Annotated in this window: 18 protein-coding genes; 12 read left to right on the plus strand and 6 right to left on the minus strand. The window is 69.7% G+C overall.

The features are described from left to right. From D7X74_RS17595 to D7X74_RS17640, 10 genes are all read left to right on the plus strand, one after another. Positions 1-1511: NAD(P)/FAD-dependent oxidoreductase (locus tag D7X74_RS17595; RefSeq protein ID WP_120534127.1), on the plus strand; the 1511-nt coding region annotated here is incomplete at its 5' end. Next, positions 1508-2545, plus strand: a complete 1038-nt coding sequence (locus tag D7X74_RS17600; RefSeq protein ID WP_120534128.1) for a squalene/phytoene synthase family protein — start codon at positions 1508-1510, stop codon at positions 2543-2545. The genes D7X74_RS17595 and D7X74_RS17600, both read left to right, overlap by 4 nt. Next, positions 2542-3993, plus strand: coding sequence for an NAD(P)/FAD-dependent oxidoreductase (locus tag D7X74_RS17605; protein ID WP_120534129.1), 1452 nt, complete (start codon positions 2542-2544; stop codon positions 3991-3993). Before D7X74_RS17600 ends, D7X74_RS17605 begins: the two co-directional genes overlap by 4 nt. Beyond that, positions 3990-4940, plus strand: a complete 951-nt coding sequence (locus tag D7X74_RS17610) for a carotenoid 1,2-hydratase (RefSeq protein ID WP_233602149.1) — start codon at positions 3990-3992, stop codon at positions 4938-4940. The genes D7X74_RS17605 and D7X74_RS17610 overlap by 4 nt, the downstream gene beginning before the upstream one ends. Next, positions 4937-6055, plus strand: coding sequence for a glycosyltransferase (locus D7X74_RS17615; protein ID WP_120534130.1), 1119 nt, complete (start codon positions 4937-4939; stop codon positions 6053-6055). The genes D7X74_RS17610 and D7X74_RS17615 overlap by 4 nt, the downstream gene beginning before the upstream one ends. Beyond that, a complete protein-coding gene (locus D7X74_RS17620; RefSeq protein WP_120534131.1) occupies positions 6052-6438 on the plus strand; it encodes a lycopene cyclase domain-containing protein in 387 nt (128 codons plus the stop codon). The genes D7X74_RS17615 and D7X74_RS17620 overlap by 4 nt, the downstream gene beginning before the upstream one ends. Next, on the plus strand, positions 6435-6782 hold the full coding sequence (locus D7X74_RS17625; protein WP_120534132.1) for a lycopene cyclase domain-containing protein: 348 nt from the start codon (positions 6435-6437) through the stop codon (positions 6780-6782). The genes D7X74_RS17620 and D7X74_RS17625 overlap by 4 nt, the downstream gene beginning before the upstream one ends. After that, positions 6779-7456, plus strand: a complete 678-nt coding sequence (locus D7X74_RS17630) for a lysophospholipid acyltransferase family protein (RefSeq protein ID WP_120534133.1) — start codon at positions 6779-6781, stop codon at positions 7454-7456. The genes D7X74_RS17625 and D7X74_RS17630 overlap by 4 nt, the downstream gene beginning before the upstream one ends. Continuing rightward, the gene (locus D7X74_RS17635) at positions 7453-8313 is read left to right on the plus strand and encodes a MerR family transcriptional regulator (protein WP_120534134.1); all 861 of its coding nucleotides are present in this window, start codon (positions 7453-7455) and stop codon (positions 8311-8313) included. Before D7X74_RS17630 ends, D7X74_RS17635 begins: the two co-directional genes overlap by 4 nt. Positions 8314-8323: 10 nt before the next feature. Then, a complete protein-coding gene (locus D7X74_RS17640; RefSeq protein ID WP_120534135.1) occupies positions 8324-9229 on the plus strand; it encodes a MerR family transcriptional regulator in 906 nt (301 codons plus the stop codon). A gap of 9 nt (positions 9230-9238) precedes the next feature. On the opposite strand, the gene D7X74_RS17645 is transcribed toward D7X74_RS17640, so the two are convergent. From D7X74_RS17645 to D7X74_RS17665, 5 genes are all read right to left on the minus strand, one after another. Continuing rightward, entirely contained in the window at positions 9239-10666 is a 1428-nt protein-coding gene (locus D7X74_RS17645) for a DUF2252 domain-containing protein (RefSeq protein WP_233595431.1), read from the minus strand. A 220-nt stretch (positions 10667-10886) separates the two neighbouring features. Beyond that, positions 10887-11357, minus strand: coding sequence for an NUDIX hydrolase (locus D7X74_RS17650; protein WP_120534136.1), 471 nt, complete (start codon positions 11355-11357; stop codon positions 10887-10889). Further along, a complete protein-coding gene (locus D7X74_RS17655; RefSeq protein ID WP_120534137.1) occupies positions 11354-12763 on the minus strand; it encodes a DUF2380 domain-containing protein in 1410 nt (469 codons plus the stop codon). The genes D7X74_RS17650 and D7X74_RS17655 overlap by 4 nt, the downstream gene beginning before the upstream one ends. Positions 12764-12831: 68 nt before the next feature. Beyond that, entirely contained in the window at positions 12832-16284 is a 3453-nt protein-coding gene (locus tag D7X74_RS17660) for a hypothetical protein (RefSeq protein WP_120534138.1), read from the minus strand. A gap of 50 nt (positions 16285-16334) precedes the next feature. Beyond that, complete coding sequence (locus tag D7X74_RS17665; RefSeq protein ID WP_120534139.1) at positions 16335-18194, minus strand: hypothetical protein; 1860 nt, start codon at positions 18192-18194, stop codon at positions 16335-16337. A gap of 320 nt (positions 18195-18514) precedes the next feature. On the opposite strand from D7X74_RS17665, the gene D7X74_RS17670 reads away from it, so the two are divergent. Next, complete coding sequence (locus D7X74_RS17670; RefSeq protein WP_120534140.1) at positions 18515-20428, plus strand: propionate--CoA ligase; 1914 nt, start codon at positions 18515-18517, stop codon at positions 20426-20428. A gap of 22 nt (positions 20429-20450) precedes the next feature. Here D7X74_RS17670 and D7X74_RS17675 read toward each other — a convergent pair whose 3' ends face one another. After that, entirely contained in the window at positions 20451-21089 is a 639-nt protein-coding gene (locus D7X74_RS17675; RefSeq protein ID WP_233595430.1) for a TetR/AcrR family transcriptional regulator, read from the minus strand. Between the two features lie 128 nt (positions 21090-21217). Between D7X74_RS17675 and D7X74_RS17680 the strand changes: the two genes are divergently transcribed. Next, complete coding sequence (locus tag D7X74_RS17680) at positions 21218-21898, plus strand: hemolysin III family protein (protein ID WP_120534150.1); 681 nt, start codon at positions 21218-21220, stop codon at positions 21896-21898.

Raw genomic sequence — 21898 nt, forward strand, 5'->3', positions numbered from 1 at the left:
GCGCGGGGGTGGGCGGACTGGCCGCCGCGGCGAGGCTCGCGCGGCAGGGCTTCGACGTCCAGGTGTTCGAGAAGACGCGCGGCCCGGGTGGGCGGTGCAACCAGCTCCAGGTGGACGGGTTCACGTGGGACATCGGGCCCACCATCGTGCTGATGCCGGAGGTGTTCGAGGAGACCTTCCGCGCGCTCGGCCGTCGCATCGAGGACTACCTGACGCTGATGCGCTGTGACCCCAACTACCGGGTGCACTTCCGGGACGGGTCCGACGTCACCTTCACGTCCGAGCTGTGCACCATGGGCCGCGAGCTGGAGCGCGTGGAGCCCGGCAGCTTCCAGCGCTACCTGGCCTTCCTGGCCCAGGGCCGCACCCAGTACCGCATCAGCCTGGACCACTTCGTCGGCCGCAACTTCGACGGCATCTCCGACTACTTCTCCCCCAGCGTGCTGGCCAAGATCTTCAAGGCCCGTGCGCACCGCCGCATGTACGCGGACGTCAGCCGCTTCTTCGAGGACGACCGCCTGCGCGCGGCGATGACGTTCCAGACCATGTACCTGGGCGTGTCCCCCTTTGAATCCCCGGCCGTGTACGGCCTGTTGCCCTTCACCGAGCTGGGCGTGGGCATCTGGTTCCCCAAGGGCGGCCTGTACGCCATTCCCCTCGCGCTGGAGCGGCTGGCGCGCGAGGAGGGCGTGCGCCTGCACTACGGCGCGCCGGTGGAGCGCATCCTCACCGAAGGGGGCCGCACCACGGGTGTGCGGCTCGTGGGCGGGGAGGTGGTGCCCGCGGACGCGGTGCTGTGCAACGCGGACCTGCCGTACGCGTACGAGAAGCTGCTCGACCCGAAGGACGCGCCCTTCAAGCGGGACAAGAAGCTGCGCTTCACCTCCAGCGGCTACATGCTCTACCTGGGCATGAAGAAGAAGGTGCCGGAGCTCTTGCACCACAACGTGATGTTCGGCCGGGACTACGCGGGCTCCTTCGATGACATCTTCCAGCGCTTCCGCGTGCCGGAGGACCCCAGCTTCTATGTCAACGTGCCCTCGCACACCGACCCGTCGCTGGCGCCGGAGGGCAAGGACTCGCTCTACGTGCTCGTGCCGGTGCCGCACCAGCACGCGAACCTGGACTGGAAGACGGAGGGCCCCAAGGTGCGCGCGAAGGTGTTCCAGCGCCTGGGCGAGCTGGGCTTCCCCAACCTGGAGGCGGACATCGAGGTGGAGCGCGTGTTCACCCCGGACGACTGGGCGGGCACGTACAACCTGGCCCGGGGCAGCGCGTTCGGGCTGGCGCAGAACTTCTTCCAGGTGGGACCCTTCCGCCCGGCCAACGTGGATCCGAAGGTGAAGAACCTCTTCTTCGTGGGCGCCTCCACCCAGCCGGGCACGGGCCTGCCCACGGTGCTCATCTCCGCGCGGCTCGTCACCGAGCGGCTCGTCACGTGGGCCCGGAAGCAGGGCGTGACGCTGTCGCCGCGCACGGAGACGCCGGTCCCCGTGGAGGTGGCGGCATGAGCGTCACCGAATCCCCGGCCCTCATCGCGCAGGGCTACCGGCGCGCGCGCGTCGTCACGCGCCACCACGCGAAGAGCTTCTTCTTCGCCTCGTACCTGCTCTTCGGGCAGCGCAAGAAGGCGGCCTTCGCGCTGTATGCCTTCTGCCGGCGGCTGGACGACCTGGTGGACGCGGGCGAGAGCGCGCTGGAAGGCTCTCCCCTGGATCTGCCCACGCGGCTGGCCCGGGCGCGCGAGCGCGTGGCCCAGGTGTACCTGTCCCTGCCGGAGCTGGCCTCGAAGGAGCTGGGGCCTCCGTCCTCGCGCCAGCCCGCCGCCGACGCGCCGTCGCCGTGGGAGCCCAGCGAGTTCGCGGCGCTGCGCCACTCCATCCACCTCTACCGGATCCCCGAGCAGCCCTTCCAGGACCTCATCTCCGGCATGGAGATGGACCTGACGAAGCAACGCTACGAAACCTGGGAGGAGCTGGAGCTGTACTGCTACCGGGTTGCAGGTGTGGTCGGGTTGATGCTGACGCCGGTGCTGGGGTGCGAGGACGAGCGCGCGGTGGAGCCGGCGGCGGACCTGGGCCGGGCCATGCAGCTCACCAACATCCTGCGCGACGTGCGCGAGGACCTGGAGCGCGACCGGGTGTACCTGCCCGCCGAGGAGCTGCGCGCCTTCGGGCTCACCGAGGACGACCTGCGCCGGGGCCAGGTGGATGCGCGCTGGCGCGACTTCATGCGCTTTCAAATCCAGCGCGCGCGGGCGTACTACGCGCGGGCGGCGGGCGGCGTGAAGTACCTCACCGGCTTCGGCAGCCAGCGCATGGTGCGGCTGATGGGCGGCATCTACGGCGACATCCTGCGCGACATCGAGGCGCGGGACTACGACGTGTTCAGCGGCCGGGCCCACACGACGAAGGGCCGCAAGCTGGCGCTGGCGGCGGCCGCGTTCGTGCGCCCACGCGCGGTGCTGCGGGAGGCCGACACGGCCCTTCCGCTCCTGGCGCCGTCAGCGCCCCTGCTGTCCACGGGCACGGGAGGTCCGGCATGAAGACCTCGCGCGTGGCGGTGATTGGCGGCGGCATTGGCGGGCTAACCGCGGCGGGGCTCCTGGCGAAGGAGGGCCACGCGGTGACGCTGTTCGAGGGCGGCCCGTCGCTGGGCGGCAAGGCGCAGGCCGTCACGGTGGAGGGGCTCACGCTGGACACCGGGCCCACGCTGCTGACGCTGCCGGCGCTGGTGCGGGGCACCTTCGAGAAGCTGGACGCGCTGGACCTCCTGCCGCCGTTCACGGAGCTGGAGCCGCAGTGCACCTACCGCTTCACGGACGGGTGCGACTTCACCGCGTACAAGGACCTGGAGCGCATGGCGGACAGCGCCGCCGAACTGCGCCCCTCCGAGCGCAAGGGCGTGCACACGTTCTACGCGGAGGCCGCGGCCATCTGGCGCGCGGCGGGCGAGCCCTACCTGGAGGCCCCCTTCGAGGGCATGCCCGGCTTCATGGCGCGCGTGGCCCGCCGGGGCATTGGCGCGATGCTGGCCGGGATGCAGATGGACACGCTGCACGCGCTGGCGGCGAAGCACTTCCAGACGCAGCACCTGCGACAGTACGTGGGCCGCTTCGCCACCTACGCGGGCGGTTCGCCCTACGCATCCAGCGCGGCCTTCGCGCTCATCCCGCACATCGAACACGCGTACGGCGTGCACCACGTGAAGGGCGGCATCGGCGCGCTGGTGGCGGCCCTGGGCCAGGCGGTGCGGCGGCTGGGCGTCACGGTGCACCTGGACACGCGCACCCAATTCGAGCGCACCTCCGAGGGCTACCGCGTGGGCCCAGGCTCGGAGCTGTTCGACAGCGTGGTGGTGAACGCGGATCCGCTGGCGTCGCTGCGCCGGGAAGGCGAACCGTTGTCGCTGTCCGGCTTCGTGCTGCTCCTGGAGGTGGAGGGGCGGCCGTCCCTGCCTCACCACACGGTGCTCTTCGGCGGGGACTACCGGCGCGAGTTCGACGAACTCTTCGCGGGCCAGCTCGCGACGGACCCCACGGTGTATTTCTGCAACCCGTCCGCCACCGACCCCAGCATGGCGCCGCTGGGCCGTACGGGCCTGTTCGTGATGGTGAACGCGCCGGCCATGCCGGTGGGCGCCTCCCAGGCCGAACAGGCGGAGCGCGACTGGGAAGCGATGGCGGAGCGCGTGCGCACGCAGATGTTCGACAAGCTCTTCCATCACTACCCGGGCCTGAAGGGGAAGACGCGCGTGGTGGGACAGCGCACGCCGGTGGACCTGGCGGCGCGCGGTGCGCCGGGCGGCTCCATCTATGGCTTCCTGCCGCACGGCCGCTTCGGTCCCTTCCGTCGGCCGCGCATCCGGGGAGGCACGCCGGGCCTGTTCTTCGCGGGCGGTGGCACGCACCCGGGCGGCGGGGTGCCGCTGGTGATGCTGTCGGGCCGGTTCGCGGCGGAGATGGCCTCCGCGCACCTGAGGGGGAGCGCATGACGTCCCTGCTCGCGCAGCCCTTGATGCCGGAAGTGCCCGCGCTGCCCGCGCTGCCCGACGCGGCGGGGGCCTACCGCTGGTTCTACGCGGACGTCACCGCCGGCGAGTACAGCGCGGTGTGCATCTTCATGCTGGGCTCGCTCTTCTCGCCGCGCTACTCGGTGGCGGCGCGGCGCGGGGGCCTGCCCGTGGAGCACAGCGCGGTGAACTTCGCGCTCTACCACCGGGGCGTGCGCCGGCTGTGGGTGCTCAGCGAGTATCCGCGCGCGCAGGTGGAAGGGCCGGGGCGGCTGCGCATCGGTCGCTCCACGCTCACCCATGCGCAGGACGGCACGGTGCGCATGGACGTGGACGACGGGACGGCGCCGTGGGGCCGCCCGGTGCGCGCCAGCCTGACGCTCCGGCCGCTGACGCCCCGGGGCCTGGAGATGCAGCTGATGCCCGGGCTGCCGCATTTCTGGCAGGCCCTGGCGCCGCGCTCGGAGGCCCGGCTGGAGGTGGCCTCGCTGGACGTGGTGGCCGACGGCATGGGCTACCACGACACCAACCACGGCCACGAACTGCTGGGCGACCGGCTGTCCGGGTGGCACTGGGCGCGCACGCACCACCAGCACCACACGGTGGTGGACTACCACCTGCCGGATGGCGTGGCCCCGCTGCGCCTGATGGCGGGACCGTCCGGCGTGGTGTGCGAGCGCGGGCCGCACCCCGGGATCCGGCCCACGAACATCACCGGCTGGGGCCTGCGCGTCCCCTCGCATCTGCACGCGGGCAACGAGGTGGTGGGCGCGCCGCGCCTGCTGGAGTCGTCGCCCTTCTACGCGCGGCTGGAGTCGCGCCGGGGCGCGCTGGACACGATGGGCGAGGTGGCGGACTTCCGCCGCTTCCACTCGCCCTTCATCCGCTGGATGGCGCACTTCCGCACGCGCGTGGAGCGGGCGGCATGAACGCGCCTGCCCTCATCGCGCTCGGGTGGGCGGGGCTGGCCGGAGGCTTCAGCGCGGTGGCGCTCGCGAGGCTCCTGCGCCGTGCGCCCGTCCCCGCGGCGCAGGCCCTGCCGTCCGTGCTGCTGCTGCGCCCGGTGGATGCGCCCACGCCGCAGGAGCTGGAGAACCTGGCGCGCCCCATCGACTACGCGGGGCCGCTGGAGCAGGTGGTGCTGTCGCCCTACCGGCCCCGGCTGGCCGAAGGCGTCCGGTGGCTGCCGAGCGACCCGCTCTCCCCCAACCGCAAGGTGGGGCACCTGCTCTACGCGCTGGACACCCTGGACACGCGCGGGCGGGTGGTGCTCGTGGTGGACGCGGACGTGGCGGTGACGGGCGCGCTGGTGGAGGGGCTGGCGTCCGCCCTGGTGGCGGGCGCCGCGCTGAGCACCGCCGCCCCCACGCCCGTGGGCGCGAGGGATGCCGCGGGACGTGCGATGGCGGGGCTCCTGCGCTACACGCACCACAGCTTCCGCGCGCTGCATGCGATGAGCGCGGGCGCGCAGGCGGTGTGTGGCAAGGCGCTCGGGTTGTCCTCGAGGGCGGTGGAGGAGTTGCGTGGCCTATCGGACCACATCGGCGAGGACCTGGAGCTGGCGAAGCGCCTGCACGCGCGGGGGCTGGACGTGGCGCTGAGCCCCGCGCCCGCGTGGGTGCCCATGGCGCCCGAGACCTCCTGGCGCATGCCCCTGGAGCGCTTCACGCGGTGGATGCAGGTGCTGGCCAGCCACCGGCCGGGCCTGTACCCCACGGTGCCGCTGTTGTTCACGCCCACGCTTCCCCTGCTGCTGCTGGCCGCGGCCCTGGGCGAGCCTTCGGTGTGGCTGGCGGTAGGGGCCCTGGTCGCCGTGCGCACGCTGCTGTCGCTGCGGCTCTCCGCGCTGAGCCACGTGCCCGGCGAGGAGGCGCGAGGCCATGCGCTGACGGACTGGCTGGTGGGGGAGGTGCTGTTGCTCACGGCCTTCGGGGCTTCGCTGACGCGGCAGGGAACGGTGACGTGGCGCGGACACACGTACGCGCTCCACGCGGGAGGGCGCATGGTGCGGGTGGTGTCGCAGTGGAGTGGAGGACCGGGATGACCTACGCGCGCTTCCTGGGATTGTTCGTGGTGCTGCCCATCCTGTTCCTCCTCGTGCGCTACCGCCGCACGCTGTCGTGGAAGGGCCTGGCGCCCATGGGCGTGCTGCTCGTGGTCGTCTACGCGGCCACGTCGCCGTGGGACAACATGGCGGTGAAGTGGGGCCTGTGGGGCTTCGACCCGGAGCGCATCTGGGGCGTGAAGCTGGGCTACCTGCCGCTGGAGGAGTACCTCTTCTTCGGCCTCCAGACGCTGCTCGTGGGCCTGTGGGCCCGGGCCCGGCTGGAGCGCGTGCTGGCGAAGAAGTCGCAGGCCCCGGCTTCCGAAGCGCACCGGTCCGTCCACGTCGAGCGGCCCCTGGGTCCGCGCGAGGTGTCGCCATGATGGAGACCCGCTGGGCGTACCTCATCCACCTGCTGGCCTGGACGCTGCCCGTGATTGCCATTCAGCTGGCGCTGCTGGTGAATCACTACAAGTCGCGCGCTGGCGACGTGCTGCGCGCGGTGCTGCCACCGGCGCTGGTGGTGGGCGTGTACCTGTCCATCGCGGACCACCTGGCCATCTCCACCGGCATCTGGAACTTCGGGGCGGGGCGCCACGTGGGCGTATACGTGGGCGCGGTGCCGCTGGAGGAGGTGCTCTTCTTCCTCATCACCAGCGTGCTGGTGTCGCTGGGGCTCGCGCTGTTCACGGCGCTGTTGCGTTTCAAGGAGGCGCGGACGTCTTGATTCCCGCGGCCAAGGGTGGGCCCTTCGGGTGGGCGGTGGACCGGTACATCGGGTGGAAGTTCCGCTCGACGTTCCGGGGCCTGTGGGTGCGCGGCGAGCTGCCCGCGGACGGCGTGGGCCGGCTCATCTACCTGAACCACTGCAACTGGTGGGACGGCTTCGTGCTGCACCAGCTCTGCCAGGTGGCGGGCTGGGATGGCTATTGCCTGATGGACGAGGAGAACCTGCGCCGCTATCCCTTCCACGCGAAGATGGGCGCGTTCAGCATCCGCAAGCAGGACGCGATGTCGTCCTTGTCCTCGCTCCGGTACGCGAAGGAGCTGCTGCGCCGGCCGAGCGCCGCCGTGTGTGTCTTTCCGGAAGGGGAGCACCGGCCCTTCGGCGCCTTCCCGCTGAAGCTGGAGCGGGGCGTGGAGCTGCTGGCGAAGGCGGCGAAGGCGGAGTGCGTTCCCATCGCCATCCGCTACGCCTTCTTCGAGCACGAGCGCCCGGACGTGTTGCTGGAGGTGGGCACGCCGCACGAAGCCGGCCCGCTGTCGCGCTTCCAGAGCGGGCTGGAGTCGGTGGTGCGCGCGGTGTCCCAGGTGACGGACCTGGAGGGCTTCACGCGCAAGCTGACGGGAGCGCGCGGCGTGGCGGAGCGCTGGGACTCGGCGCGAGGCCTGGGCCGATGAGCCTGCGCATCCGCACCATCGCCCGGCTCACCGGCATCCGTGAGGCCACGCTGCGCGCCTGGGAGCGCCGCTATGGCTTTCCGCGTCCGGAGCGCAGCGAGAACAACTACCGCGTCTATTCACGCGACGAGGTGGAGGCCGTGCGCCGGGTGGCGAAGCTGATGGAGGGGGGCCTGTCGGTGAGCGAGGCCATTGCCCAGGTGCGCGCTTCTCCCGCGCAGCCCGCCCGGCAGGACTCGCGGCTGATGGAGCGCTTCTGGGCGGCGGTGATGGTGCTGGACGCGGACGCGGCGGACGCGGTGCTGGAGGAGGCCGGGGAGGACCTGGACGCCACGGCCTTCTGCGACACGTTCCTCATCCCCGCGCTCCGGGAGATGGCGTCGCGCCTGGACGTGGCGCGCGAGCACCTGGCCTCCGCGCTGGTGCGGCAGCGGCTGCGCCTGTTGCTCGCGGGCATGGTGAGCGCGAGCGATGGACCCCGGGGGCTCCTGGCCTGTCCGGCGGGGGACCACCATGAGGGAGGCTTGCTCGCGCTGGGGGTGCATTTGAAGGCGCGGGGCTGGCGGGTGACGTTGCTGGGGGCGGACACGCCCGCGGAGGCGTTGCACGGGGCCTGCTTGCAGGTGCGGCCGGACGTGGTGGCGTTGTCCTTCGTGCGGCGTCGGGAAGCGCAGGACTTCCTCACGGTGTTGTCGGAGTCGTTGCAGGCGTGCGCTTCAGTGCCGATGGTAGTGGGCGGGCCGGGTGCGCGAGAGCACTTGAAGACCCTCTTCACCCTGGGCGCTCAGTACGCGGAGTCCGCGGAGGAGCTGATCGCCATCTGGCAGCAGGTGAGGAACGCGCAGAACCGACCGTGATTCACACACCATGGCTGAGCGCACCTATCGCATCCACATCGCCGCGGAGCTGTCGGGGGTCCGCGTGGAGCTCATCCGGGCCTGGGAGCGCCGCTACGGGGTGCTCGTCCCGGAGCGCACGCCGGCGGGCTACCGCGTCTACACGGACCGCGACGTCGCGGTGCTCAAGCGGCTCAAGGCGCTGACGGACGAAGGCGTGGCCATCAGCGAGGCGGCGAAGCTGCTGCCCCAGTTGATGGCGGAGCTGGACGTCGCGTCACCGCCGCGCCGTGAGGAGCGAGGCCCCGTCGATGGAGGAACGCAGCCGGGGGCGTGGCGCGCGGCGGTGATGGCGGCGGCGGAGGCGTATGACCAGCCTTGTGTCTCCCGCATCCTGGACCAGGTGTTGTCGGCCCTGCCGCCCCTGCGCGCGTTCGAGGAGGTGCTCGTTCCGGTGCAGCGCGAGGTGGGAGAGCGCTGGCACGCGGGGACGCTGTCGGTGGCGCAGGAGCACCTGGTGACGCAGGTGGTGCGCGAGCGGCTGGTGAGCCTGCTGCACGGTGCGCCGGAGGGAGGGCGCAAGCACGCGGTGCTGGCGTGCTTCCCGGAGGAGGAGCACGAGCTGGGCCTCCTGGGGGCGGCGCTGCGGCTGCGGTACGCGGGCGTGCGGGTGACGCTCCTGGGGCAGCGCGTGCCGACGGCGGACCTGGGGGTGCTGGTGGCGAGGGCAAGGCCGGACGTGGTGGGCCTGTCGGCGGTGACCGACCGGGGCGCCACGGTGTTCGAGGACGTGCTCCGGAGACTCGGCGAAGCCCTGCCCAGGGAATTGCCTGTCTGGGTGGGAGGCCCCGCGGCCCAGGCACACGCGGACGTGTGCGAGCGCCTGGGTGTGAGGCTGTTTCTTCATGAGGACGACTGGACGCGGCTTTCGGGATGATGTCTGGGTTCAGCCCGTCAGCGCTTCGAAGGCCTTCGCCTGGGCGTCGATGAAGCGCCCATAGTCTTCGTCCACCTGATCCGAATAGGTGCAGGCGAACTCCGCGATGGCTTCGTCGAAGTGGTCGCTGCTGCCCAGGTAACCCGCGATGAGGGCGGCATCTCCGGTGCGCGCATGGGCTCGCGCGAGCGTCGAGCCGCACGCGTCCGCGTAGTCCATGAACACGGGCGCATCCATCTTCTCCGCGTCCAGCGAGCCCTTCATGTCGCGCAGCTGGCGCACATAGAAGGCACCCATGCCCTCCACTTCCGTCCATCCCAGGAAGAGGTCGGAGAAGGCCTGCATGCGTCGCTGGCCCACCACCACGCGTTCCCCCGCGCTGCCGAACTCGCTGGGGCCCAGGTAGGGCTCCAGCACGGAGGCCTTCGCCTCCTTCAGCTGCAACACCAGCGGGTCATTGCCGCCGTTTCCTTCGCACAGCACGACGTAGGCCTGCAGGCCCACGCTGCCCACGCCCACGACCTTGAAGCCCCACTCCTTGCGCTGGTAGCGCAGACACAGGTCGCGCACGGCGCCGTCCAGCGACGCCAGGTAGCCTACCGTGAGTTCCTTGATGCGCCGCTCCAGCTCCTCGGAGGACACGTCCATCTTCACCGCCGACAGGGGGAAGAGGAGGGGAGGCTGGTAGGCCAGGTGGCGCTGACCGTTGCGCTCCACGGTGAGCTTCTCCACCGCGTGCGCGCTGGTGCGGCGCTTCGCCTTCTCCACCGCTTCGGAGGCGAGCTTCGCGGTGTCCTCGGACTCGGCGCGCCGCAGCTCCTTCGCGTCCACGTGCAGCGACCACACATCCAGCAGGCTCCGGGTCGTCAGTTCGCGCATCATCAGGCGGTAGGACTCCACCGCCTTGCGTGCGGCCTTCCTGCCGCAGCGGCCGCCCAGGCCGTTCTGTTTCGCCGCCACGACGAAGCTGGCGGCCAGACGCTTCACGTCCCACTCGAAGGGTCCGGGGAGCGTCTCGTCGAAGTCGTTGAGGTCGAAGATGAGGTTGCGCTCGGGCGTACCGAACAGGCCGAAGTTGCTCAGGTGAGCGTCGCCGCAGATCTGGCTGCGAAGCCCGCTGTGGGGCGTGTGCGCCAGGTCGCGCGCCATGGCGAACGGTGTGCCGCGCAGGAAGGCGAAGGGGGATTCGGACATGCGCTCGTGCCGCACGGGCACCAGCCAGGGCAGCCGGGTGGCGTCGGATTCCTTCAACTGCGCCAGCGGGTCGCGACCCCGGAACGGCTTCCACGCGGCGTGGCTGCTGCGTGGGCAGCGCTTGCGCAGGGCCCGGCCGGAGTCCATGCGTTCGTCCACGCTCCGGAAGTCCACCTCGTGCAACCGTGAGGGCTTGAGCTTCTTGGGTGGGCGACGAACGCGCTGCTGCTTCTGGGTGGACACGAGGGGAACCTTCGCGGCTCCCAACTCAGATGTACCGTCCGCATCCATGGGGTGTGTGACTCCTCGGCGCGAAGGTGGGGGCGCCGGGGTCGGACGGGAAGCGTCCTGCGCCGGAAAATCATCCCGGCCGGAGGGCGGACGGGCGCGGAGTGTTCACCCCTGGGCGGGCGTCACTGCCTGTGTGGAGCACCAAGGTTCGCGTCGAAGCACAACGGGGGCTTCAAGCTTCTTCGTCAGGCAGGAGCGTGAGCAGAAGTTCGTCGTCGGGACCGAGCGGGCGCCATCCGGGCGGAGGTGGACGGGCGAGGAGGTCCATCATGATCTGCCGTGCTCGGGCCTGATGGGCTTCAGGGGTGTAGGCAATCCAGCCACTGAGTGCCTTGGCGACCGCGAAGCGGTTCGCGTCGTCCAGTACGGCGGGCCATCCAAGGGGGAGGTCCTGGGACAACATGCGCACAAGCACATCGCGCTCGAAGCGCGTGACCTGTTTTCGCTGTTCCGCTTCGGCGAGCAGCCCGCTCAACACCTGGATCCCTGCGATGTCGTCCTTGCCCAGCTCTTCAGCCAGCGCCACCAGGGATGCGGTGGGGCGGGCCTTGGCAAAGGCGGTGAGCGAAGCGAAACCCCGCTCGCGGACCCGTTCATGCAGGCGAACCTTCCAGTTACCCTGCCAGGAACGGCCGTCGGTCATCGTCGTCCTCCCCGAATGAAGTTCAGCGGAATGTCAGCTGCCTGCATATGCGCCGCGACGATGTTCAAGATCTCGTTTCGCGTCAACATCCGGCCGGCTGCGACTTCTGCGTCGCGAAGTTGACCCATGATCATCCGGTTCCACTCGCCGGCCCACGTGCGACCCAGGCGCCAGTTGCCCCCTCCGTGAATCGCCTCGTGGTGCGCCTCCTCCATCCGGACGCAGAACTGATCGATATCCATGGCGCCCTTGAAGCCGCGCCGCTCGAACCACTCCCGGTGTTCCCGCGGCAGTACGTGGTGCTTCGGCGCATCGGACATTCCAGCGCCTGCCCTGCCGGTCTCGTGCATGCCGCGAACCTCGGGGCTGTCGCCCAGCGCATCGCGCACGCCCTGGGGCAGGTCCCGGTTCGACTGGGCCATCATCACCTGACCTGCGTGGACGCGGATGGCGGAGCTGACTGCGGGGACGGAGATGACGCCCGCCTGCACCAGCCTGCGCATCCTCTCCACCCATTCGGCGGAGACGACCACCCGTGTGCCCGTCATCACGCCGCCAGAACCCATCACGAGTCCCACGCCAAGCGTGGCGGGCGCCGAGGGAGGAAGCCTCGGCAGTGACATCTTCAGCGTGGAGACCAGGGTGAGCATCTCCATGAACTGCGCCACCGCGATGACCTTGCCAGCGCGCTCCGTCGCCACGCGCGCTCCCTCCCGGATGGACTGGAACTCACGGGTGAGCTGCGCCATCACGCCGGGAAGCGCGCGGGCAGTGGCCTCCACCTGCCCGGGCTCCATCGAAGCGAGCGCCGTCATGGAGGGCTCAATCCATTTCTGCACGCGGTCCATGTCCACGAACAACTGCTCGGTCGCATAGAACGGACACTGCTCTCGCACCGCCTCCGCGAGCCGGAGGAAGTCGAGCCACGCCGCGAGCAGCATGGCGCCGGACATGGCGGCCTGGAGCCGTGGCCCCGTCATCCGCAGCAGGCCCACCGCCATGTCCGCATCCCTGACGGCTTCAGAGGTGTCCGCCAGCAGCGCGACGCTCCCCTGTGCGCCGCGGAGCCAGGGCAACTGACTGGAGCCGTAGTCGGTGTAACGGGTGAACACGTCCCAGTCGCCGCGCGAATCCAGCTTCGACAACGCGCGGGCGATGCTGTCCGTGGAGCCCTTCACTTCGGCGACGGCCTCAAGGATCGCCTGACGGGTCGGCGTCGCGTCCTGCCCACCCAGGTCCTCTTCAGGCGGCTGAGCCCGCGACCGTGGCTCCGGTGCCTCCACCGGAGGACCCGAAGCCACGTGCCGCGCATGGTTCAGCCGCATCCTCCGTCCGGGACCCGGCGATGGGGAGGCACATCCCGTGGCCAGCAGCACCACGCTCAACACCAGGGCCCCTGCTCGCATGGCCCAGGATGGCCTGTTCGCCGTGGCAAAGGACAGGGCCCCAGGGAGACACCCCGGGGCCCTTGGACTCACCAGGGCTGGAAGAGCTTCTGGGGGCCGTCCGGGTTGGCGTTGTTGTCCAGGAGCACGCTGGCCCACCGTGCCAGGTCGAAGGCGAGCGCGGTGCCTTCCGCCGCCACGGAGAAGAAGAGGATCTCCTCCTTGGCGGGAGAGGGAACGAAGCCCGCCAGGCCCTCCGACGTCACGCCCGAGTACCGGATGACGTTGGCGACGAACTTCTCCGTGTCCTGGGTGGGGGAGTGGTAGGGCGCCGGCCTGTCGCCGAACAAGAACTCGCCCCACTCCATCGCGTAGCTCACGACCGAAAGGCAGATGCCCACGATGCCCATGATGCCGAGCAGCCCGGCGTCCACCTTCTCCAACATCACCGCCGTGGCCTCCCACGCGGCGTCCTTGATGGGCACCCAGCTCATGAGGGCGCTCATGCTCGTGACCACGGCCTCCACCAGGTCGATCAACCAGACGATGCGATCCACCGCCTGCTCGGCCCGGATGTCGTCGAAGGGGAAGGTCCCCATCACGGCCACCACCGTCGCGACCGCCTGGGCGGAGGTGACGAGCCGCCGCTTGATGCTGCCCTTCAGCAGCAGGTTCACATACAGGCAGGCCGAGTAGACGATGGAGGCGATCTCCGCGGCCCCGCCACCCACGATGGAATAGTCATAGGCCCTGGCGGGCACCGGCTTGCTGTCGGTCACCGACAGCATCAGCTTCGGCGCGGCCTGCGCGCTGATGGGCGCCTCCCCCGTCAACAACTTGTAGACAACCGTCAGGGGAATGGCCGCCAGCAGGCTGATGGCCCCCAGCATCGTCAGGGTGCCCTCTCCCGTCAGCTTCTTGTAGAGCCAGGTCAGGACCGGGATGTTGAACGGACGCAGCAGCACGTCCTGGAGGATGGCCTGGGTGACATCCGCAATCACCGCGCACAGCCCCAGCAGCAGGTCCCTGACGGACCCCAGCAGCGCCTTCACGGCCTCCTTCGCGAGCACCTGCACCAGTCCATGCAGGGTGAAGGTTCCCTGCTGGAACATCGTCTGGAGGTCCTGGCAGATCTCCTGCACCGAGGCACCGACATCCGAAAGGATGTTCCCCACCGTCTTGAGGAAGTCGGTGATGGCCTTCTCCACCGGATTGCCGGGCGCGTCCGACGTGCCGTCGGCGAAGCCTCCGTGGGCAATCTGATACGAGGAGAACGTCGCTCCGGGGCTGGTGTTGATGCAGGAGACGGCGGCTTGCTGGTCCGGCGTCGCCGTGCTCTGGGCCTGGGCGATGACTTGATCGGAAGACACATCCGGCATGCCCAGCGCCTTGGTGCAGACGGCGTCCCACTGGTCGATGAGCTTGTCGAAGAACGCGGTGATGCCCGGCTCCATGCCCACCAGCTTGCCTGCGATTCCGATCAGACCCGCCTGCGTCATCGCCTCCAGTGCCTTCTGGGTCGCGAGGATGTCATCCCACGCGAACAGGAAGCCGAGGAAGGCGATGATGTCTTCAACGAGCACCTTCAACTGCGTGAACAGCCAGCTGATGAGCTGGAGCGCTTCCTTCAGGGTCCGGATGACGAACGTCACCACCTGCTCGCCAATCTTCACGAAGAACTGGAGCAGCGTCTTCGCCCCGCTGACGATGGGCTGCAGCACGTATTCGTAGACCACGCCCGCGGCGCTCTTGAGCGCCTGGAGCACGTCGCCCGCGGCCGTCTCGATGGCGTTGCCCACGTTGCCCAGCACGGAGAAGGACGTGGTGTGCGCCATCTTCATCGAAGGCGCGGGGGCGGCGCTCGGCTCCGTGGGCGCGGTGGAGCCGTCCGCGGGCAGGCTGCCCATGTTGTCCATCAACTGCTGGAGGGAGGCCTGCGCCTGCGCGACGAGGTTCGGGTCCACGCCGGCCGGAATCACCGGGGTGCCATCCGGCTTCTTCCACTGGGACATGTCCCCGGACTGGAGCTTCTGGGCCAGGTTCGCCCGCAGCTCCACGCTGGGATCGGCCGTCAGCACGCCCGACAGGAACGGGGCGCTGAAGCGATACACGGGGGTGCCCACGTCGGACACCTTGTTGATGATGGTCACCGTGCCGCTGAAGTCCGTCTGCACCTGCACCCGCGTGCTGGTGTCCAGGTCCATCCAGTAGCCGTTCACCATCGCGCGGGTCCACTCGGAGGCATTCACGTCCACCGTCTGTCCGACGATGGCGGCGCCCTGCGCGTCGGTGAAGCGCACCACGGTGGTGTAGCAGGGGAACTCCTGCCCGTTCTGCTGCGTGGGCAACACCATGTCGGTGTTCTGCCAGGCGGACGTGCTGGGGTCCTGGAACAGGTAGGTGATGAGGCTGTTGTCCGTGGAGGACACGAACAGCTCATTGGTGGAGCGCTTCTGGTTGCGGCGCGCGGCCAAGTGCGCCACGTGCTCGCGCTGCTGGAGCGGCACGGACCAGCCGTCCGTCGCGCCCACGGCGTTGTTCAGGCTGAACAGCCGCTGGCTTGCATCCACAGCCCAGACGCTGACGCGCGAAGCATCCTGGTGGGCCAGCACCGCCGTGACGCCCGACAGCGCGTCCTGGGACGCGATGGCCAGCGCCGCGCTCTTGGCGTTCTTCAGGCCCGTGGAGGGAAACCACGACAGCCCGTCTCCACCCACGTACAGCGCGCTCAGGCCGCTGTGGGCGCGGTCCGCCAGCGCCCACAGGCAGCGCGCTCCGGCAGGTGCCTGCACCGACAGCGTGTGGCTGGTGGAGTTATGGTCCAGCAGGCTGGTGAAGGTCAGGCACCGCTTGCCGCTGGTGTCGTCGTACAGCGTCCAGGTGCCGCGGTACGTGTCCCCGGTGATGGAGGCCCTGGCCACCACCACGTCATGCAGCGTCTGCACGTCCTTGGGCGGCGCCCAGTTGATCCACGCGCTGGCCATGGCGTTCGTGGACGCGTCCACGAAGTAGCGTCCCGTGGTGCCGGAGCCGTTCTTCACCTCGGTGACCAGCAGCGGTGCTTCGCTGGCGTTCACGAAGTCACCCAGGATGAGCCGCTGGACGGGGGCGCCCGTGGGGCCGCCCTGGCGCTGGACCCAGGCCGCGTTGAGCGTGTTCCAGGGGCTGCCGTCGGTGGTGGGCGTCAGGGCGGGGGAGACGAACACGCGGCTGCCGCCCGCGCCGTCGTCCATCGCCACGGCGATGACAATCTCTCCCGCCACCGCCTGGACGACGGCGTAGCCCTGCACGCTGTGGGTCGCGTCCGGGCTGAGCTCCACCTGGCGCCAGCCGGTGGTCACCGTGGTGTCGCGCAGCATCACCCACAGCGTCTTGCGGCTGGGGTCGGAGGTGGCCGCGCCCACGCTGAAGAGCAGCGGTGAGCCGCCCGCGTCCTCCGCGGCGGCGAGCGGGAACGCCGCGTCCACGGACGTGGCGGCCAGGTAGTTGGTCATCAAGCTGGAAGAGACAGACGCCGAACCGGTCAGGGTGTCCTGAGACATGAAAACTCCAAGAAGGGGTGGGGGGATGCGCGGAGGGATGCGGGCGGTGCTCAGCCCGGGAAGGACACGTCCACCTGGATGGCGCCATCCTTGTTGAAGACGAACTGGCTGTAGTCGTAGGCGCCGCCCATGGGCAGCACCACGCAGTCGGAGACGTCCAACTGGGTGGACGCGTTGTTCTTGAAGGTGTTGGCCAGGTTGGCCGCGAACTTCTGCGCCTTGTCCAGGATGCCGGCCTGCGGCGTGGTGGTGGTCCAGTTGAACAGCGCGTCCATCGCGTTGAACACCCAGCCGTCGATGGTCTTGTCCACCTCCGGCTCCGGCGCCTTGCCCAGCGTGATGTCCACGCTCGTCACCAGCCTGCCGTCATTGCCGGCCTTCACCGTGATGAGCCCCGTCCAAGGCTGCTGGTAGCGGGCCGTGCCCAGCCGGTCCTTCGCGCCCAGGGGATACTGGCTGACCTCGATGTCCACCTGGAACATCCCGTTCAGGCTCACGGTGCAGCGGTCGGTCTGGCTGGTGTTGGGCTGGGTGGTGAACACCACGCTCTCCGTGCCCAACGCGTACTGGTCCAGGCCGTTGTTGACCTCGAACCACTCGCCGCGCCCGTTGTTCTTGTTGCCATTGGTGCGCGAGCCGGAGCACTGGTAGGTGAGCGGGGCCACGCGCAGGATGCTCCCCGGAATGCCGCTGGCCTGGAGGATGGCGGGCAGCACCGTGGGCCGCAGGTAGCCCTCGCCAAACGTGTCCTGGCTCAGGAGCATCCGCGCCTTGGCTTCGGCGGGCGTTCCATCCGGATTGGTGGTGGAGCCCAGGGGCGCGTTGAACGCGAAGCGCGAGGCCCAGGTCGGTTCGGCGCGCCCCCGGCTCATCATGCACATGTTCACGGAGCTGAAGTCCCCATTGGCGCTGTACTGCGTGGTGCGCTCGCGCACGAGCGTGGGCACGATGCTGGCGGGGTTGCCCGAGGCCTGCACCGGGTACGCCACGTCCATGTGGCCGAGCCCGGCCAGCCCGCCCTGGAGGGTGCTCTGCGCGGCCTGGCTGAGGGCCACGGCCGCGCCGCTGGCGGTGTTCACCACGCGCAGCGAGTGGAACAGCGCCGGCTGGGTCAGGTCGATGAACAGCCGGAACACGGAGTAGTGGGCCGACATCAGGGCCTGCACGTGGTCCTTCGCGTCCTGCTTCGCGACCAGTTGGGTCGGGTCGGTCACCTGCGCCTGGGAGAGGTCCAGCGTCACGATGACCGTCGTGCCCGACAGGGGCAGCGTCTTCTGGGAGCCGCCTTCCATGTACTGCAACGTCGCGGTGGTCAGCGGCAGGTGCACCTCCATCTGGGTCGTCTGGTTGTTCGGAACCGCCACGGTCGGATCCGCCAGCGCGGACACCGCCAGCTGGGACCAGCCGTCGTTGCCGACCGCCTGGGTGAAGCCGGGCGCGGTGACCTGGTGCTTGTAATAGAGCAGGGCGTGCAGCTGCTTGTTGATGAGGCCCACCGACAGGGCCCACACCAGGTCCCACTCATTGGGCGAGCGCGGGTGGAACTGCACGGTGTAGGTGGCGGCGTGGTTGTCACCGCTCGTATCCGTCGGGTTGGCGTCCACGGTCACGCACGACGAACCCGATGTGCCGGTGTAGTGCTCCTCGTGCGCGGGGCCGCTGGCGAAGTCCCAGTAGAAGGAGAGGGGGACCTTCTCGTTCCCGGTCTCCAGCGAGTAGGTCACGGTGCCCTCGGGCCCTGGGGATAGGGAATTCTTCTGCTCGATCTTGAAGGTCGTGCTGGCGCCGTCCGCGATGCTGGCGGCGGGCGCGGAGCCGGAGAGCTGCCCGTCCTTGTAGTCAGGCGTGCCCCGGTTATCGATGGGGCAGCCGGAGCTGTTCTTGATGGTGAGGGTCGTCGAAAGGGTCACGGGCGGATCCAGGCAGGGGGGGAGGGCACGCCGTGAAGCAGACCGCTGCGCTCACGGACGCGACGTCACCAACTGCAAGGCCAGGACCACGCCGTGCTCCACTGCGAACACCCGCGGCTTCCTTCGCTTCCTTCCGGTGTCCTGCGTTCTGCTGGAACGCGCCTGCGTCGAGCCACGCGCGGCCTGCTTGCGCGCTTATTCCCACGAAGCCTGCAAGCAGCTTCCCGTCCTCCACCGCACGCGCGTGGCCCCGGAGGGTTTCCACTCCGGGAGGCACCTCCCTATCGTCAGGAACACCCCACCCACGATGGAGCGGACGCATGGGCAGCTACGAGGACTTCTACCGGCACTCCCTCGACCAGCCGGAAGCGTTCTGGGCCGAGCAGGCCCGCCTCATCGACTGGGAGCGTCCGTTCGACCAGGTGCTGGACGCCTCGCGCCCTCCCTTCGCGCGCTGGTTCGTCGGGGGCCGGACCAACCTGTGTCACAACGCGGTGGACCGGCACCTGGCCACGCGTGCCTGGCAGCCCGCGCTCGTCTTCGTCTCCACCGAAACCGACCAGCGACGCCAATACACCTACGCGCAGCTCCACGCGGAGGTGAACCGCGTGGCGGCCATGTTGCGCGAGCTGGGCGTGAGACGCGGCGACCGCGTCATCGTCTACATGCCCATGGTGCCCGAAGCGCTCTTCACGCTGCTGGCCTGCACGCGGCTGGGCGCCATCCACTCCGTGGTGTTCGGCGGCTTCGCGGCGCACAGCCTCGCGATGCGCATCGACGACGCAAGGCCCGTGCTGCTGGTGACCGCGGACGCGGGCATGCGCTCCGGCCGGGTCGTGCCCTACAAGCCCCTGGTGGATGAGGCGCTGACGCTCGCCCAGCACCCGCCCGCGCACGTGCTGGTGCTCGACCGGGGCCTCGTCCCGGGCACCGCGCTCACGCCGGGACGCGACGTGGACTTCGCCACGCTCGGACAGAAGCACGAAGGCGCCCAGGTGCCGGTGGAGTGGCTGGAGTCCTCCGAGCCCAGCTACATCCTCTACACGTCCGGCACCACCGGGAAACCCAAGGGCGTGCAGCGCGACACGGGCGGCTACGCGGTGGCCCTGGCGGCCTCCATGCGTCACATCTACACGGGCCAGCCCGGCGAGGCGATGTTCACGGCCAGCGACATCGGCTGGGTGGTGGGCCACTCGTACATCGTCTACGGCCCGCTGCTCAATGGCATGACGACGGTGCTCTACGAAGGTCTGCCCACCCGGCCGGACGCCAGCATCTGGTGGCGGCTGGTGGAGGAGCACCAGGTCAGCGTGATGTTCACGTCGCCCACCGCCATCCGCGTCCTCAAGAAGCAGGACGCCTCCTTCCTGAAGCGCCACGACACCTCCCGCCTGCGCTACCTGTTCCTCGCGGGTGAGCCGCTGGACGCGCCCACGCACGCGTGGATTTCGGACGCGCTGCCCTCCACGCAGGTGCTGGACAACTACTGGCAGACGGAGACGGGCTGGCCCATCTTGGGGCCCGTTCCCGGCGTGCAGTCGCGTCCGCGCAAGCTGGGCTCCCCCGGCGCGGCCATCTACGGCTACCGCGTGAAGCTGCTGGATGGACTGAGCGGCGCGGAGGTGACGGCTCCGAACCAGAAGGGCGTGCTGGTGATTGAGCCGCCGCTGCCGCCCGGGTGTCTGTCCACGGTGTGGGGGGATGACGAGCGCTTCGTCTCCACCTACTTCTCCAGCTTTGAAACACCTGTCTACAACACGTTCGACTGGGCCCTGCGCGACGAGGACGGCGACTACTTCATCCTGGGCCGCACCGACGACGTCATCAACGTGGCCGGCCACCGGTTGGGCACGCGTGAAATCGAGGAGGCCATCAGCGGCCACCCGGCCATCGCGGAGGTGGCGGTGGTGGGCGTGAAGGACGAACTCAAGGGCCAGGTGGTGATGGCCTTCGCCGTGCCCAAGGACCCCACCCGCCTCCAGCGTGACGAGGACCGCGCTGGCCTGGAGCGCGAGGTGATGGACACCGTGGGACGCACGCTGGGCGCCGTGGCCCGTCCGGCCCAGGTGCACCTGGTGGCCAACCTGCCCAAGACGCGCTCCGGCAAGCTGCTTCGCCGCAGCATCCAGGCGGTGGCCGAGGCGCGCGAGCCGGGCGACCTCACCACCATCGAGGATCCCACCTCGTTGGAAGGGATTCAGGCGGCCATGAAGGCACGGGGGCCCAAGGGGTAGCCGGAGGACCGGCGACGTGCCCTCAAGCCTTCCGCTTCGGCTCGCGCTTCACGCCGGGCGCGCTGGGGTCCTTGGGCAGGTGCCGCAATCCCATCCATCCGAGCGCCGCGACGTGGCGGGCCACGTTCTCCGTGGAGAACGCCTTGCCCTCCGCCGCCCACCAGTGCCCCACCTGCGTCACCATGCCCACGAGCGCGTTGGCGTAGATGGGCGCGACCTTGGAGGAATAGCCCGCGCGCTCGAACTCGCTGCGGAAGACGTCCCCCACGCGCTGCGCCAAGTCGTCGATGACGCGCGTCAGCCCGCGCCGCGCCAACGCCGTGGGGGAGTCGCGCGTCAGCACCGCGAAGCCCGCGGGCTCCTCCTTCACGTAGCCCATGAACGCCAGCACGGCCCCCTCGAAGCGCTCGCGGGGCGTGCCCTGGGAGATGCGCGCAGACACGCGCGCCACCAGGTCCTCCATCTCCCTGTCCACGATGGCCGCGTACAGCCCCTCCTTCGCGCCGAAGTGCTCGTAGACGATGGGCTTGGAGACGCCCGCCTGCTGGGCGACCTCTTCAATCGAAGTGGCCTCGTAGCCCTTCGAGGCGAAGACCGACCGCCCGACCTCCATCAACTGCACGCGGCGCTCCGCACCCGTCAGCCGTTGCTTCTTCTTCAAGTTGACCTCGAACCTACCCGCACGTAACTTACCTCCTCGAAACCTACCATTCCGTAGGGAAGACGAGGAGTCGTCACCATCATGAAGTGCTTCGTCTTCCAGGATATCGCGCCCTGCTGGGTGTGTTCATGACCACGGCGGTGCTGGCGTTGGAGAAGCCGAAGCTGCGGGGTGTGCTGCACCAGTGGGCGGCGGCGTTCTCGGTGGGCGCGGGGGTGGTGCTGGTGGCGCTGTCGCCCACTCAGCGCACCGCGCTGGCCACGGCGCTGTATTCGTTGAGCCTGGTGGGGCTGTTCACCATCAGCGCGACCTACCACCGCGTGAACTGGGCCCCGAGGGGCCGGGCGTGGATGCGGCGGATGGACCACGCGGCCATCTTCCTGCTCATCGCGGGCACGTACACCCCGGTGGCGATGCTGGGGCTTCCGGAGGAGCTGGGCAACCGGCTGATGCTCTACATCTACGTCGGGGCCCTCATCGGCATCCTGCAATCGCTCTTCTGGGTGGGCGCGCCGAAGTTCATCACGGCGGCGCTGGCGGTCGCGGTGGGGTGGATCATGATGCCGTACTTCGGTGACGTCTTCCGCTCGCTGGGCGCCGGTGGCGGTGGGCTCATCATCGCAGGAGGCATCGCGTACACGACGGGCGCGCTGGCGTATGCCTTCAAGCGCCCCAACCCCATCCCCGGCGTCTTCGGCTACCACGAGGTCTTCCACGCGCTGACCATCGTGGGCGCGGGCTTCCACTTCGTGCTGGTGCTCCAGATGGTGCGCGCGGCCGGGCAGGGCGCCGCCATCCTGGGGGAGTGA

This window comes from Corallococcus sp. CA047B (assembly GCF_003612065.1).
Taxonomy (GTDB): domain Bacteria; phylum Myxococcota; class Myxococcia; order Myxococcales; family Myxococcaceae; genus Corallococcus; species Corallococcus praedator.